The organism is Dactylosporangium aurantiacum (assembly GCF_000716715.1).
Taxonomy (GTDB): domain Bacteria; phylum Actinomycetota; class Actinomycetes; order Mycobacteriales; family Micromonosporaceae; genus Dactylosporangium; species Dactylosporangium aurantiacum.
Window position 1 is genome coordinate 44960 of sequence record NZ_JNYJ01000023.1, and the last position, 14936, is coordinate 59895.

Below are 14936 nucleotides of genomic sequence, written 5' to 3' on the forward strand. Positions count from 1 at the left end.
CCGTGCGACGACGCGTCGGCGCACGGCAACAGGCGGCTGTCTATCCTGGCCTTGGACCAGATCAGCCGAAATGGGAGCAGACGTTGTCGGACAGCGACGCACACGAAGCGGATGCGGACCTCGAACGTCTGCGGGGGGACGCCTCCCGGCCGGTCACGATCTCGGTCATCGCCGAGTCCGCCGGGGTGTCGATCCCGACGGTGTCCAAGGTGATCAACCGCCGGGCCGGGGTGTCCGCCGACACCCGCGCCCGCGTCGAAGCTGCTATCGATCAGTATGGATACCGCCGTCCCACCTCCAAAGCGCGGTCCAGGCTCATGGAGCTGGTGTTTCCCGAACTGGCGAGCGTCTGGGCCGTTGAGATCATCCGCGGTGTCGAACAGGTTGCCCGAGCGAACCAGGTCCGCGTGCTGGTCTCGCAGTTCGGCCTGCACGACAGCGAGAGCCCGGGCTGGCTGGACGAGGTGCCGTCCCACCGCCCCGGCTGCGTCATCCGCGTCGCCCAGCTTTCGGCCGCCGAGCGGGAACAGTTGCAGACGCGCGGCATCCCGTTCGTCGTCTTCGATCCCACCGCGGAACTCCCTGCTGGCGTGCCGTTCGTCGGCGCGACCAACTGGACCGGCGGCCAGTCCGCGATCAGTCACCTCGTCGCCCTCGGCCATCACCGCATCGCCATGATCAGTGGGCCCGAAAGCATCCTGTTCTGCCGCGCCCGCCTGGCCGGCTACCGCTCAGCGCTGGAGACCGCTCGGCTGCCCTACGACCCGGACCTGGTGGCACATACTCAGTACCTCACCCGGGAGGACGGCCACGCCGCCGCCCGCATCCTGCTGTCCCGGACTCCCCGCCCCACCGCGATCTTCGCCAGCAACGACCTGCAGGCGCTCGGTGTCTACCAGGCGGCCCGGGAAGCGGGCCTGCGCATCCCGGACGACCTCAGCGTGGTCGGCTTCGACGACCTTCCGATCGCGGCCTGGGCCGATCCGCCGCTGACCACTGTGCACCAGCCCCTCACCGAGATGGCCGCCGCGGCGACCGAGATGGCGCTGGACCTCGGCCGTGGCATCCCGGCCACCCGTACCGGCCTGGAACTCGCCACCACCCTCGTCGTCCGGGACAGCACCGCACCACCGTTGCGGTGAACCTCTGCCGACACCCGGTTTCCGCACACACACAACGCTTCCGGCAGAAAGTTTGCCCGGCTGGGTTGAAGAAACTTTCTGGTGCCGGATCCGGCGGTGCTCGATGAACCTGTCGCTACGACAGGGCATCGACCCTCGGCTGTTTGGCGGGGAGGGCGACGGCGGGGACGACCGCGATCGCGGAGATGCCGATCGCCCACCAGAACGCGCTCCGGAAGGCGTCCGTGGCGCCGTGCTCGATGAGCGACTGCAGCACGACGGCGACGATCGCGGTGCCGAACGAGGCTCCCACCTGCTGCACGATGCGGGTGTTCATCGTGGCGTGCGGGATGCCGCCGGGCTCGATGTCCTGGTATGCGACGGACATCGGCGGGATCAGCACCGCCCCGATGCCGAGGCCGCGGATCAGCAGCACGGTGGCCAGCCACCACTGGCTGGTGTCGGGTCCGGCCAGCGCGAACGGGACGGTGGCGGCGGTGGTGAGCAGGAACGCGCCGATCGTCACGGCGCGTGCCCCGAGCCGGTCGACCAGCTTGCCGACCAGGAAGCGGGCGGCGAGGGCGCCGACGCCCTGCGGGATCAGGAGCAGCCCGGCGTCCAGGACGCTGTTGCCGCGCAGCTGCTGGTAGTAGAGCGGCAGGAGGAACATCGCGGCGTACATCGCCGCGCCGGCCGTGAACAGGACCGCGGAGGCCGTGCCGAGCGACCGCAGCCGCAGCAGCCGGATGTCGACGATCGGCTCCCGGTCGCCGGGGCGCAGCGCCCAGGCGATGAACGCGGCCAGCAGCGCGGTCCCGGCCAGCAGCGGCACCAGCACCCTGGCGTGGCTGATCCCGCCGTCCGCGGACAGCTGGGACAGCCCGAGCAGGATCCCGGCCAGGGCGGGCGCGAGCAGGCCCAGGCCGAGCCAGTCCAGACGGCCGCGCCCGGCTCCCGCCGCGGGGCGATCGGCCGGCAGGTGCTGCCACGCGAGCAGCAGCCCGACGGCGATCACGGGCACGTTGACGAGGAACAGCCAGCGCCAGCTCAGCCAGTTGAGGATGAGGCCGCCGAACACCGGGCCGAGGATCGGGCCGAGCGCGATCGGCAGGCTGACGGCCGCCATCAGTGAGCTGCTGACCCGCCCGCCCGCGGCGCGCACGGCGAGCGTCTGCATCAAAGGGAAGATCAATCCGGCGCCGAAGCCCTGCAGCACCCGGAAGCCGATGAGGCTGGCGTCGTTCCACGCCACCGCGCACAACACCGAGGCGAGCAGGAACAGCAGCAGCGCGGCCATCCAGACCCGCTTGCCGCCCCAGCGCCGCTCGGCCCACCCGGTGATCGGGATCGCCGCGGCCATCGCCAGCAGGAAGCCGGTGGTGACCCACTGGATCGCGCCGGTGCTCGAGTGCAACCGCACGACCAGCGTGTGGATCGCCAGCGTCACCATCGTCGAGTCGAGGATCGCCGCGATCCCGCCGACGAGCAGCGCCAGCAGTGCGGACTTGACCTGCGGCGACAGCGTCGCCGGAGGGGCCTGCGTCATGGTCATCGTCTCACCCGTCGCTAAGAGAGGGATTCATCTCTTATGAGGGTAGGGTCGCGCGATAGGGAATGCAAACCTTCCTTATACTGTGCTTATGGCACCCTCCCGCCGACGCGGACCCGAGCTCGAGGCCGCGCTGCTGGACGCCGCCTGGGAGGAACTGGCCGAGGCCGGCTACGCGAAGCTGACCATGGAGTCCGTCGCCTCAAGAGCCGGCACCGGCATCGCCGTGCTGTACCGCCGCTGGGCAAACAAGGACGAACTCGTGCTCACCGCGATCGAGCGGCACCGCACCAGCCACCCGGTCGAACTGCCCGACACCGGTACCCTGCGCGGCGACCTGATCGCCGCGCTGACCGGCATGGGCCAGACCCGCGCCACGTTCTTCGCCGTCACCGCGGCCGCCGTCCTCTCGGGCCTGCTGGCCGGCACCGGGCTCACCCCCGCTGAGGTGCGCGACCGGATCCTGGGCAATCAGCCCCTGTTCCGCAGCCGGACCATGTACCAGCGCGCCCACGACCGCGGCGAGATCGACCTGGACCGGATCCCGGCCGCGGTCCTGCGCATGCCGTTCGACCTGGTCCGCCACGACCTGTTCATGGACCTCAAACCCGTGGAGCCGGACCGCATCCGCTCGATCGTCGACGAGCTGTTCCTGCCCCTCGTCCGGGCGACGCGGTAGATCGGCCGAGGCGTCGCGGACCGGGTCCTGGCCGCCGTTCTTGCCAGCGCCACGCCCCGTGCATGACGTCGTGCTACGGCCAGGTCCTGGTGGAGCGGAAGTACCTGCGCCGTACGGCGCGGCGACATCAGGCCGCCCTGGCGCGCTTGCCGGCCCGGCAGCCGGCCCCGGACTTCGCCGACGAGCTGGTGGAGCGCATGCGGGCCCGGACCGGCTGCGTGTGCCGGCCGAGAACGAGTCGCGGCAGTGGCGGGCGGATCGGGAACTCGCCCTGCGCAACGGACAGACACCTGACGGCCGCGGCTTCGCGGCCCGGTTGACGCAGAGGAGAGACCGATGACCGCCCGGCCACAGGATCGCGACGACGACGTTCGTGCCGAACTTCGCCGGCTGCTGCCGCCGGCGGGCGACCCGGTGCTGCCAGCCGGCCGACACCTGCAGCTGAAGGAGAGCTTCTCGCGCGAGATCACCCTGGTGCCGATGCCGACGCCCGCGCCGACGCCCCGCCCGGTCCGGTCGTGGTCGCGCCGGCTGGCGCTGCCGGCCCTCGCCGGCGCGCTGGCCGCCGTCGTGGCCGGTGGGGTCGCCGTCGTCGAGCACGTCCGGCACCGCCGGGCCCGCGACACTCGCCGATCGTGGCGCCGATCATCCCGGTCGAGCAGGCCACCTCGGACGGTGCCGCCGGCCTGCCCACCGACCCGGACGCACACTCTCGGCGCAACCCCGCCGCACCCCCGATCCGGGCCGCCAACGCCGGCGTCGTCACCGTCGCTCGCGGTAACCTCACGCCCGCCGGGTCGCTACGCCGGTTCGACGGGCAGCCAGAGCTCACGGGCCGCGGTGCTGAAGCCGTTCGCGGACTCGAGCACCGCGACGATCTCCGGACCTGGCCGCAGACGCCACGGGTTGGAGGGCAGCCATTCGGCTGCGGCCGTGGCCCAGGTCTTCTGCAGGGTCTGCGGATACGGTCCCGCGATCCGGATGACCACCCATCTGCCGGCCGGGACGTCGATGATGTCGAGGTCGCCGGGGACCGGCGTATCCGGGGACACGGCGACCCCATGAAGGTAGGTCAGCTCACTGCCCTCGGTGTAGTCGGGGTCGAGGTCGTCGCTGACCGCGAGCAGGCCGCTCGGCTCAGCGTTGCCGAGGGCCTTCAAGCGCAGGTGTTCCTCTGCCGGCAGCGCGGTGATGTGCTGCCGGATGTGCGGGTTGACGCCTTGGTGGATCAGCGGTACGCGGGCGGCGTGCCCCACGAGCCGGAACGCGGGATGGTCGACGAGGCGGGTGTCCATGTGTTCGCTCCCGATCGCTGTGGTCCGATCCCGATCGTGCGCCTGCGCTGTCGCGCCGCATCCGATAAAAGCGGTGCGGAAAGTGTCGGGTGATCGAGACTGATGTCGCCGCACGATGGGGGCGTGGATGACACGACCTTGGTGACCCGCTTTCTTCGCGACGGCTTCGTGAAGGTGGAGGGCGCCGTCGCGCCGCGCGTGGCCGCGGACTGCGCGCGGCTGCTCTGGCGAGAGACGGGCTGCGAACCGGACGATCCAGCAACGTGGACGCAGCCCGTGCACTGGGTGGCCGGCATGGCGCAAGGGCCGTTCGCCGCCGCACCCAACTCCCCGTTCCTCCATCACGCGTACGACCTGCTCGTCGGCGCGGGACGCTGGGAGCCGCGCTATTCGCTGGGCACGTTCCCGCTGCGCTTCCCGCACGAGACGGAGCCGGACGACGCGGGCTGGCACATCGAGGGGAGCTACCTGCCGGAGGGTGAGAGCTGGTACTTCACAAATGTGCGCTCCCGGGGCCGGGCGCTGCTGATGCTGTTCCTGTTCAGCGAGGTCGGTGAGGAGGATGCCCCGACCCGGATCCGGGTCGGGTCACACCTCGACGTCCCGAAGGTACTGAAGAAATATGGGGAGGACGGAGCGAGCGGGCTGGCCCTTGCGCCCGAGCTGGTGGCGGCGACCGACCACCGGCCACTCGCCCTCGCCACCGGGTCCCCGGGCGACGTCTTCCTGTGCCATCCATTCCTGGTACACGCGGCGCAACCGCACCATGGGGTGCGGCCGCGCTTCATGGCCCAGCCGCCGCTGATGCCGGCCGCACCGTACGAACTGGAGCGGACCGACGGCGCGTACTCACCCGTGGAGATCGCGATCCGTCGCGGCCTCGGACAGGACACCCCCGGTCTGGACGGGGACGGCACCGACCGCGGAGCCGGGTAGACGCGGCCGGCACCAGGCAGGGCATCGGTGGGCGACGAGCGACCCAGGAGGGGTTGGCGATGGGTCTGCGGGTGAGCGGCCGCAATGCGCGGTTCCAGCAGTGGGAAGCTCTCCTCGGCAATCGGACCAAGCGGCAGCGTCGCGGCGAGTTCCTCGTGCAGGGCGTGCGCCCGATCACCATGGCGGTCGAACACGGCTGGCAGATCCGGGAGCTGCTCTACGACACCAGCGCTGAGCTGTCCAGCTGGGCTCGCAAGGTACTGGACACGGTCCAGGCCGAGAAGATCGCCGTCCGCCCTGAACTGATGCAGGAACTCGGCGAAAAGGCAGACACAGTTCCGGAGCTGCTGGCTGTGGCCACGATGCCGGAGGACGACCTGCGCCGTATCCCGGTCGGGCCGGCCATGCTCACCGTCGTGTTCGATCGGCCCACCAGCCCCGGCAACATCGGGACCCTCGTTCGGTCCGCGGACGCCTTCGGCGCCTCCGGTGTCATCATCACCGGGCACGCCGCCGACGTCTATGACCCGAAGGCGGTCCGGGCGAGCACCGGCTCGCTGTTCGCCCTGCCCGTGGTCCAGATGCCCGCACACCAGGCCGTTCTGTCCTGGGTGGCTGACGTCCGCGCCGACGGCATCGGCATGGGCATCGTGGGCACCGATGAGCGCGGCGCCCTGGCCGCCGCCGAGTACGACTTCACGCGAGCCACGCTGACGTTGGTCGGCAACGAGACCACCGGCCTCAGCTCCGGCTGGCGTGCCGCCTGCGACCAACTCGTCCGGATTCCGATGTTCGGGTCCGCCAGCTCCCTGAACGCGGCGACCGCCGCGACGGTCGTGCTGTACGAATCGGCACGCCAGCGAACCGCTGCCGCCCGGCAGTAGCGCATCCTGGCCCCGGCGGTCCTGGAGATGCCGGGCGAGCGTGCATGTCGATGTCCAGCCGCGCGGACCTGCGGGACGCGCAGGCTCTCGGGATGGTGGGCGGTCCGAGCTCGGTCAGCACGGTCAACCGGCGGCCCGCGAGGCAACGGATATTTCCCAGCGGGCCGCGCCGGCCGGAGCACGGCGGTCAGGGACTGTCGAGCACGGCACCGGCGAACGTGATCAACAGTTCGGCCGTCCGTGGCGGGTCCTCCAGCATCGGCGAGTGGCCGACGCCGGGGAGCAGCTCGACCCGTGCGCCCGCAACGACGCCGTACAGGGCGGCGGAGGACGGCCGCCACCGCTGGTCCCGCTCACCGAAGACCACCAGCAGCGGTTTGCCGAGCGGCACGAGCCGGTCCGGGACCGGACGCCGGTGCAGGTAGTCGTCGGCGGCGTGCGACGTCTCGATGAGCGCGTGGTAGGTCATGCCGCGCGTGTCGTCGACAGCCTGCTGCGGGATTTTGAAGCCTGGCGCGTACGCGGTGCTCAGCCCCCGGCGGATGACGGCGTCGGTGCGCAGCCGCCACAGCAGTTGCCCCACCACGGGGACGTCGACGAGCTTGCCGACGAACCCGTCGGAGATGAAGGCGTCCATGCGGGGCCCGGTGTCGATGAGCGCGAGCGCGGTGACCAGGTCGCCCCGCTGCTCGGCGAGGGCGGTGGCGACGTAGCCGCCGGTGGAATGGCCGACCACGACGGCGTGCGTGACGCCGAGCAGGTCCAGCGCCTGACCGACCCGGCGGCCCTGCTGCGGGATCGAGTAGCCGCCGCCGGCCGGTTTGGCGGACCGGCCGTGTCCGAGCAGGTCGACCCGGATGACGTGATAGGAGCTCGCCAGCATCGGTACGACGGGATCCCACCAGCGGGTCGAGGCGCCGAGCCCGTGGATCAGCACGAGCGCCGGAGCACCGGGCGGCCCGTCCTGGCTCACCGCGATGTCGCCGCCGTCGAGCGGCAGGGTCGGGGTCCCGGCGGCGTCGGCGCCCTGCCGGTCGACCAGCGCCGCGTTGCCGAGCAGCAACCCGGCGACGGTGAGCAGGACGGTCGCCGTGATGATGCGGCGCCTGCGGCGGTGGCGCCCGCCGGGCGGCTCCGGCTGGTGGTCGGAGGTGGGTGGAATGGTCATGAGCGCATCGTCGGCGGGCATCGGCGCCCGCGGCTTGAACGAATGTTCCCGATCGGCGGCCTGGGTAGCATGAGGTGATGCGATCCGCCGCCGGTAAGCGTGACCATACGGCTGTGTGGGACGTCGCCCGCCCGTCGCGGCCCAGCCGGGTGGCCGGGGTCAGCATGGCCGGGTTCCGTGACCGTGGCGTGTCGGCGGCCGGGCACCTGGCGGTCCCCCATCCGGCCGTGACGCTGGTGCTGGAGTTCGGCGCCGGCCCGCTCATCGTCGACGCCGCCGGAGGCCGGCAGCACCGGGGAAGCCTCGCCGCCGGGCTCGGGTTCGGGCCGGGTGCGGCACGGGTCCGGGGCGAGCGCTTCGAGGCCGTACAGGTGCGCCTGTCCCCGCTGGTCGCCCGGGCGGTGCTGGGCGTCTCCCCGGCCGACCTGGAGGGCACCGTGGCGGCCCTGGACGACGTGTGGGGCCGGCCGGCGGCACAGATCCGTGAGCGGCTGGGCGACGCCTCGTCGTGGGAGCAGCGCTTCGCCGTGACCGACGCGCTGCTCGCCCGCCGGTGCCGGCCCGGGTCTTCGGTGGACCCCGAGGTGGCCTGGGCCTGGCACCGGATCCTCGTCGCCCGGGGCCGGGTCCGGGTGGACGTGCTCGCGGCGGACGTCGGGTGGAGCCGCAAACGCCTGTGGTCCCGGTTCCACGCGCAGGTCGGCCTGCCACCCAAACGCGCCGCGAAACTGGTCCGGTTCGACCACGCCGCCCACCGCCTCGCCGCGGGCGAGGACGCGGCCCGGGTCGCCGCCGACGCCGGCTACGCCGATCAGTCCCACCTGCACCGCGACGTCATGGCGTTCACCGGCGCCACGCCCGCGACGCTGGCCGGGGCACCGTGGCTCGCCGTCGACGACACCGCCTGGCCGCAGCGATGGCGACGAGGTCAGCCGACCGCGGACCGGCCTACTCGAAGAACTTGAGGCTGTACCCGGTGTCGGTGGTGGCGCCGGGGACGTTGGCTCGGCGGTAGGTCGTGTTGCCCCACCAGACGGCGGTGCCGGTGTACCAGTAGCGGTTCGACCAGGAGTACGGCGTGCCCTTGGCGACGGCGTGGAACATCGTCGGGAACCGGCGGCCGGACGGCGGGCTGGTCGCGATGTCGCCGCGCTCCAGCACGAACGTGTGGTGGCCGGGGCCGTCGACGTGCAGGGTCGGGTCCCAGCCGGACATCATGGTCTCGGCGTGCGAGCCGAACAGGCAGCCGTTGCTCTTGTACCAGTCCCACACGTTCGTCGGGTTCCCGCCGGCGCGCAGCCGCAGGTCGGCCAGGCAGTACTGGCTGCTCCAGCTGCCGTTGGCGGAGTACACGACGTGCAGCTGCCCGTTCGGGTCGAGGATCGGCTCGGGGGCTTCGTTGATGTAGGGGTTGCCGACGACCCGCTCCCAGGGCTCCCGGGGCTGTGAGATGACGTAGCGGCTGCCGGTCGTGGTCGTGGGGCCGCTCATCCGCGCGATGTACAGGTTCTGCTCGACGTTGGTGTCGCCGGCCCAGCCGGACCACACGAACCAGCGCTGCCCCTGGAAGGTGAACGGCACGCCGTCGATGGCCCACGCGTCACCGGGCAACGCGACCTTGGTGGCGGCCGTGTAGCCGGAGTCCGGGCTGGTCGAGCTGATCTGGTACATGCGGTGCGCGGCGCTGCGCCCGGCCGAGAAGTAGATCTGGTACCGGCCGTCCTGGTGCACGATCTCCGGTGCCCACACCTCGCCGAGGTTGCCGGTGTCGCGCCAGACCTGGTGTTTGGGCGCGGTGGCGATGCCGGCGAGGGTGGTGGCGGACCGGACCGCGATGCCGCCGTCGACGGACTTCGCCGAGACGTAGCGGCCGTTGACGACGATGACGCTGGGGTCGGCGCCGCCGAGGGTGGTGGCGGCGGCGTCGGCGTGCCGCATGACGGCCAGGCTCACGCCGAGCGCGACGACACCGGCGAGCGACATCGCACCGAGGCCCTTGAGGCGGGGGGAACGCGTGGTCATGGGGTCATCTCCACTCGGTCAGGGGCTGGCGGTGACGGACACCTCGGCGAGCTCCGCGTCGCCGGTCGTCCAGCCGGGCACGGCCACCGCGACGTACCGCGCGGATGACGGTCCGCTGAACGTCGTGTAGGTGGCGCCGTCGGTCGAGATCTCGACGCGGGCCGTGCGGCGGGTGCCGCTGGTCCAGGTCAGCGTCACGGTGCCGATGGCGCGGGCCGCGCCCAGGTCGACGACCATGCGCCCGTTCGGGCCGGGCCGCCACGAGGTGCCGGGGTTGCCGTCGACGGCGCGGGACGGTTCGCCCATGCCGGCGGGCAGCGGTGAGGTGGGGAACGTGGTGCGGCCGCGGGCCAGGTCGTCGGTCGGGGTGACCGGGCCGTCGACCGGCCTGGCGAAGCCGATGGTGGCGCCGGCCGGCACCTGCGCCCGCACGGACCAGGACCCGGCGGTCAGCTGGACGTCGACGGCCGCCGTCGCCGGCGCGGTGATCGTGACGTGGTGTGAGTCGGCGACGGAGCACCGGGTGCCGGCCGGTGCGCGTCCGGTCAGCGTGAACCGGGCGGGTCGCACGGCGCCGGTGGCGGCGGGTATCGAGGCGGTCAGGTCCAGGCCGCCGTCGGCGCGGACGACCGACACCCCGCGGTAGAGCCGGTCGCCGCGCGGCAGGGTCAGCACCGCGCCGTTCACCGCCGTCGCGGAGAGGTTGAGCAGGGTGAGGTACCCGTCGGCGTCGCTGAGGCGCAGCGTGGCCGGCCCGCCGGTGGGCAGCCGCCGGGCGGCCGCGGCGGCCAGGTCGGTGCCCGCGCCGGGGTACCCCTCGATGATCGTGGCGGGCGGGATGGTGACCATCGCCGAGGAGGCGGTGATCGGGCCGGTGGCGCCGTGGGCGACGACGCCGGCGCGACCGTCGATGCCGGCCCAGGCGCCCAGCGTGACCGTTGACGGCGCGCTGGCCGCGGTGGTCCAGGTGCTGCCGTCGGTCGAGGTCTGGATGCTGTACGAGGTGGCGTACGCGACCTCCCACCGCAGCCGTACGCCGGTGAGCTGGACGGTGGCGCCGAGGTCCACGGCGAGCCAGCTGTCGGCCCGGCCGCGCTCCTCACGCGCGACCGCCCAGCGGGTGCCGGCGTCGCCGTCGACGGCGTTCGCCGCCGGGTAGGCCGGGTCGGCGGACGAGGCGGTGACGGTGCGGCCACGGGCCCGGTCGGTGCCGGTGGCGTCGAGGGCCTCGAAGGCGAACAGCGAGTAGCCGTACTCGCCGGCGGCGCTGCGGCCGAGGAACCGCACGTGCCGGGCGGAGCGGGCGGCGAACGTGAGCTCGTCGGTGCCGCCGTCGCCGACGCCGGCCGCGGGGGTCACGGCGCCGCCGGAGCCGGTGAAGGTGCGGCTGCCGTCGAGGCCGGGCACGCCGGGCATGGTGAGGTTGAACAGGGTCAGCGACGACGGGCCGGGCCCGGCGTAGACGACGGTGCCGGTCGGCAGGGTGGCGTAGCCGGCCCACCCGGCCGCGGTCTGCAGGACCGTCATCGTGGCGTCCACGCCGTCACGGGCCGCGGTGTACGCGGCGGTCCACTGGCGCGTCGGTGCGGTGGTCTGCGCCGGCAGGAACGCCGGCGCCCGGGTGTCGAGGAACCAGTTGTCGTGCCCGGGCTGCCACAGGAACCGCACGTAGCCGGGTTTGGTGACCGCCGCCGCGAAGCCGGTGACGCTCTGGTGCGCGGTCAGCCCGACCTCCGCCCCGAAGTACCGGGCGCCGGCGGCCGCGGTGAAGAACTCGGTGCCGGTCACCGGCGCGACGGGTGTGGTGCGCCAGCGGTGGAACAGGTAGGCGATGGCGAGTTCGGCGCGCGCCTCCGGTTCGTACTTCTCCTCGCCGCTGAACTTCGTGAGCCGGTTCTCCGGCGCGTAGCGCAGGTACGGCATCAACCGCGCCGCGAGGTCGGCCTCGGCGCGGGCGGCGTGCGGGTCGCCCTGGACCTGGGCGAGGAACGCCAGTGGGAGCACGTCCCGGCCGTACAGATGGTACCGGTCGGCGACCATCGGCATCACCGGCTCACCGGCGTCGCTGGCCAGCAGGCGCAGCGTGGCCCACAGCTCCCGCCCGCTGGGCTGGCGGGTGAGCACCTGCGGCAGGGGTTTGCCGGCCGCGAGGAAGTGCGCGGCGGCCCGTCCCGCGGTGCGCCACAGCTCGGCCTGGTAGTGCGGGTTGGCCGACTGGTGGTTCTCCACGATGAAGGTGTCGTGCAGGTTGCGCGCCACGTTCCACGCGCTGACCGCCCGGCCGTCGACGAGTGCGGGGTTCGCCCGGTCGGCGGCGGGCAGCCCGCTGGCGTTGGCCGCCCAGAACACGAACCGCTCCCGCCAGCGGTCGGCCTCGGCGTCCCCGGCCGGCGCCCAGGCCAGTCCCGGCGCGATGGCCTGCGCGTAGACGCCCATCTCCTCGAGCTTGGTGTCGCCGAGGTACCCGCCGATGCTGCCGTTCGGCGACCAGGAGCCGCTGAGCGGGTCGTTGCCGGTGCCCAGCCCGTACGCGTACGCGGCCTGCCCGCGGGCGATCGCGTCGACGTTCGCCCTCGTGGCCGCGTCCAGCTCCGCCCACAGCAGCCGGGCGGCGAGCACGAAGTACAGCTCGAACGTCGAGTCCCAGAACAGCCGCTGCCCCCACTCGTTGCCCCCGGCCAGCCGGTTCGTGGCGGCGAACCGGCCGATCGTGGCGAGCGTCCGGGTGCGCAGCGTGGCGGCGTCGACCCCGGCCAGCCCGGCGTCGTAGCCGTCGCTGGTCAGCAGGACGGCGTTGCCGAGGACCGCGGCGAACCGGAAGTCGGCGGCCCGGTACGCCCCGATCGCCGTGTCCCACTGCTGCTGCACCCACCGGGTGTGCACCAGCAACAGGCGGTGGTACTCGTCGGCGACCGGGTCCTCGACCGCGGCGGCGGCCGGCAGCGGCAGGGCGAGGGCACCTCCGGCGGCGCCGACCGCGGCGAGCAGGGTGCGACGGGTCAGCATTTGTGTACCTTCGCAACACCCCCAAGCCGCGTCAATATCTGCAAGGAATGTTTACAAAACCCCACCGCTGCCCAACCAGCGGACCGTCGCCGTGTCGAAACGGGGCCAACAGGTGTGTGCGGCGAGCACCGCGGGCCTCACCACCCGGTCGTCGGCCGCCATCAGCACCTCGTCAGGCGTCGTCCGGCAGGGCCAGGACGCGGGCCAGGTTCGCGGCGGTCACCGTGTCGTCGGGGTGCTCGGCAAGGACGCGGCGCAGCCTCGCCGCCGCCTCCGCGCGCCACGCGGGATCCGGCTCGCCGAGGTCCTCGGCGTCGTCGTCGGGCTCGTCATCGTCGTAGTAGACGAAGTGCTCCGTGTACGCCGGGTCGAGCACCATCGCCGCGAGCCCGTTCGCCGCCGCCGCGTGCGCCGGGTCGACGTCCAGGACCCGGCGGTACAGCTCGTACGCCTCGCCGCGCCGCCGCCACAGCGCGCGCAGCCACGCCGACCGGCCCGTGCCGGTGCCCGGCCCATGGCCCGTGTACAGCGGCGACATCGACAGCGCCGACACGTGCTGGCGGTTGAGCAGGCCGGCCAGCAGCGTGGCCGTCACCGTGTCCGCCGGGTCCGCGGCGACGATGCGGCGCAGGCCCTGCTCGACCTCCGGCACGTCCTGCGGGTGCTCGAGCAGCACCCCGTGGCCCCGCGCGCAGTCGCGGTGCAGCGCTTCCCGTTCGTCGTCCACCCGCACAGGCTACGGTGCTGCGGTGTACAGCTATTACGTGCTGCGGCACACGCAGCTGGTGAACAACCGCGACACCGTCACCGACTGCTGGGTGCTCAACGACCGCGACGACCTGCTCGCGGTGCTCAGCGATCTGGACGTGAACCCGACCCTGACCGAGTCGTGCCTGCTGTGGGTGTACCGCAGCGGCAGCCTCGACGCCACGTTCGACTTCCTGCCGGCGGTACCGGACGAGCAGGACGACGACCTGGACGAGTTCGCGGCGGTCGCCCCGGACCTGGCCGGCGTCGACCTGCCCGCCCTGACCGATCCGGTGCTGCCGCCGGGCCACCCCGTCGACGTCGACGGCGAGCCCCGGCACTTCGGGCTCACCGTCCGGTACTGCTGACCCGCGGCGCGTCACCCGGCAAATCCTCCGGCCCGGCCCGCCGACGGCGGCAGACGCGACGGTGCGGCCGGTTAGCGTGGGATGCACCGTGTACCAGCGGATCCCAGCAACGAACGTCGGAAGGGCTTGACGTGTCCAACCACTTCACCGGACTCAGTCTCGGCGCGCCGCTCGGGGATCCGCGCCTCGACCTGTGTGACCTGTACGCGTTCACCGCGCCCGGTGACCGGAGCAGGACCGTGCTCATCCTCAACGCCAACCCCGGCGCCGACGCGCTGCATCCGGACGCCGTGTACCGGCTGAACATCGACAACGACGGTGACGACCTGGTCGACATCGCGTTCAGCTGGGTGTTCAGCCCGCCGGCGGCCGACGGCGGGCAGACCTACAGCGTGCTCATGGCCACCGGTGACCAGGCCCGCAGACCCGAGGCGGGCGGCGCCCGGATCGTCGCGGACGCCGCCGTGTCGTTCGGCCCGCAGGCGAACGTGGTCACCAGCGGCAGCGCCATGGTGTCCGCCGGCAGCCGCAGCGACGCGTTCTTCTTCGACTTCGACGGCATCAAGAACCTGTTCGACACCAGCGGCAACCGGAACTTCACCGCGCCGCACCTGACCGGGACGTCGCCCTGGACCGGGGTCGACTCCAACGCCAGGGCCAACGTCTGCTCCATGGCCATCGAGCTGCCGACCGACGAGCTGAGGCCCGGACCCGAGCTGCGGATCTGGGGCCGGTGCAGCGTGCTGCGCGACGGCGGGCTGGTCCACGTGGACCGGGCCGGGCACCCGTCGGTGAGCAGCTTCTTCAACACGGACGAGACCAAGGAGGAGTACAACGCGAGCGAGCCGGCGCACGACCGGGCCCGGTGGACCGACCAGTTCGTGCACCTGCTGGGCCATACCGGCGGCTACACGCGCGAGGAGGCGCTCGCCGCCCTGGACGAGCACGCGCTGCTGCCGGACGTGCTGCGCTTCGACCCGTCCAGGCCGGCCAGGTACCCCAACGGCCGGACCTTCGTCGAGGACGTCATCGACGTCCGCGTCGCGTTCCTCACCAAGAACGAGGCGCCACCGACCGGCCTGAAGCCGCACACCGACGTCATGGACCGGTTCCCGTACCTCGGCCCGCCCCATCCGGTGGCCGCCTCCTGACGGTGACCGG

General features: G+C 72.6%; 13 protein-coding genes. 7 read left to right on the plus strand and 6 right to left on the minus strand.

Features of this window, described 5'->3' with window-relative positions:
* Window positions 1–2: 2 nt before the first annotated feature.
* Entirely contained in the window at window positions 3–1142 is a 1140-nt protein-coding gene (locus OP18_RS25565) for a LacI family DNA-binding transcriptional regulator (RefSeq protein WP_245635523.1), read from the plus strand.
* Between the two features lie 115 nt (window positions 1143–1257).
* Here the strand turns inward: OP18_RS25565 and OP18_RS25570 are convergent, their stop codons facing one another.
* Window positions 1258–2673 (minus strand): MDR family MFS transporter, encoded by a 1416-nt coding sequence (locus OP18_RS25570; RefSeq protein ID WP_033361569.1) that lies wholly within the window; start codon window positions 2671–2673, stop codon window positions 1258–1260.
* Between the two features lie 88 nt (window positions 2674–2761).
* Between OP18_RS25570 and OP18_RS25575 the strand changes: the two genes are divergently transcribed.
* The gene (locus OP18_RS25575) at window positions 2762–3349 is read left to right on the plus strand and encodes a TetR/AcrR family transcriptional regulator (protein ID WP_033361570.1); all 588 of its coding nucleotides are present in this window, start codon (window positions 2762–2764) and stop codon (window positions 3347–3349) included.
* Window positions 3350–4149: 800 nt separating this feature from the next.
* On the opposite strand, the gene OP18_RS57545 is transcribed toward OP18_RS25575, so the two are convergent.
* Complete coding sequence (locus OP18_RS57545; RefSeq protein WP_156089768.1) at window positions 4150–4644, minus strand: GyrI-like domain-containing protein; 495 nt, start codon at window positions 4642–4644, stop codon at window positions 4150–4152.
* A gap of 123 nt (window positions 4645–4767) precedes the next feature.
* Here OP18_RS57545 and OP18_RS57550 point away from each other — a divergent pair, with 123 nt between their 5' ends.
* Both OP18_RS57550 and OP18_RS25590 read left to right on the plus strand, forming a co-directional pair.
* Window positions 4768–5580, plus strand: coding sequence for a phytanoyl-CoA dioxygenase family protein (locus tag OP18_RS57550; protein WP_033361640.1), 813 nt, complete (start codon window positions 4768–4770; stop codon window positions 5578–5580).
* Window positions 5581–5633: 53 nt separating this feature from the next.
* A complete protein-coding gene (locus OP18_RS25590; protein ID WP_033361571.1) occupies window positions 5634–6464 on the plus strand; it encodes a TrmH family RNA methyltransferase in 831 nt (276 codons plus the stop codon).
* Window positions 6465–6651: 187 nt separating this feature from the next.
* Here the strand turns inward: OP18_RS25590 and OP18_RS25595 are convergent, their stop codons facing one another.
* Entirely contained in the window at window positions 6652–7632 is a 981-nt protein-coding gene (locus OP18_RS25595; RefSeq protein ID WP_052387329.1) for an alpha/beta fold hydrolase, read from the minus strand.
* A 113-nt stretch (window positions 7633–7745) separates the two neighbouring features.
* Here OP18_RS25595 and OP18_RS25600 point away from each other — a divergent pair, with 113 nt between their 5' ends.
* Entirely contained in the window at window positions 7746–8597 is an 852-nt protein-coding gene (locus OP18_RS25600) for a helix-turn-helix domain-containing protein (protein ID WP_245635524.1), read from the plus strand.
* Here the strand turns inward: OP18_RS25600 and OP18_RS25605 are convergent.
* From OP18_RS25605 to OP18_RS25615, 3 genes are all read right to left on the minus strand, one after another.
* On the minus strand, window positions 8581–9654 hold the full coding sequence (locus OP18_RS25605) for a glycoside hydrolase family 43 protein (RefSeq protein WP_081971098.1): 1074 nt from the start codon (window positions 9652–9654) through the stop codon (window positions 8581–8583). The genes OP18_RS25600 and OP18_RS25605 overlap by 17 nt on opposite strands.
* Before the next feature lie 18 nt (window positions 9655–9672).
* Window positions 9673–12660, minus strand: a complete 2988-nt coding sequence (locus tag OP18_RS25610) for a discoidin domain-containing protein (RefSeq protein ID WP_081971099.1) — start codon at window positions 12658–12660, stop codon at window positions 9673–9675.
* A gap of 172 nt (window positions 12661–12832) precedes the next feature.
* On the minus strand, window positions 12833–13387 hold the full coding sequence (locus OP18_RS25615; RefSeq protein WP_156089769.1) for a hypothetical protein: 555 nt from the start codon (window positions 13385–13387) through the stop codon (window positions 12833–12835).
* A 22-nt stretch (window positions 13388–13409) separates the two neighbouring features.
* Here OP18_RS25615 and OP18_RS25620 point away from each other — a divergent pair, with 22 nt between their 5' ends.
* Both OP18_RS25620 and OP18_RS25625 read left to right on the plus strand, forming a co-directional pair.
* Complete coding sequence (locus OP18_RS25620; RefSeq protein WP_033361573.1) at window positions 13410–13775, plus strand: hypothetical protein; 366 nt, start codon at window positions 13410–13412, stop codon at window positions 13773–13775.
* A gap of 131 nt (window positions 13776–13906) precedes the next feature.
* Entirely contained in the window at window positions 13907–14926 is a 1020-nt protein-coding gene (locus tag OP18_RS25625) for a DUF4331 family protein (protein ID WP_033361574.1), read from the plus strand.
* The last annotated feature ends 10 nt before the right edge of the window (window positions 14927–14936 follow it).

What these genes read in the sequence shown, in the direction of transcription:
- OP18_RS25595 (WP_052387329.1), bottom strand. Translation starts at nt 7,632, where the DNA reads ATGACCATTCCACCCACCTCCGACCACCAGCCGGAGCCGCCCGGCGGG.
- OP18_RS25605 (WP_081971098.1), bottom strand. Translation starts at nt 9,654, where the DNA reads ATGACCACGCGTTCCCCCCGCCTCAAGGGCCTCGGTGCGATGTCGCTC.
- OP18_RS25575 (WP_033361570.1), top strand. Translation starts at nt 2,762, where the DNA reads ATGGCACCCTCCCGCCGACGCGGACCCGAGCTCGAGGCCGCGCTGCTG.
- OP18_RS25610 (WP_081971099.1), bottom strand. Translation starts at nt 12,660, where the DNA reads ATGCTGACCCGTCGCACCCTGCTCGCCGCGGTCGGCGCCGCCGGAGGT.
- OP18_RS57545 (WP_156089768.1), bottom strand. Translation starts at nt 4,644, where the DNA reads ATGGACACCCGCCTCGTCGACCATCCCGCGTTCCGGCTCGTGGGGCAC.
- OP18_RS25570 (WP_033361569.1), bottom strand. Translation starts at nt 2,673, where the DNA reads ATGACCATGACGCAGGCCCCTCCGGCGACGCTGTCGCCGCAGGTCAAG.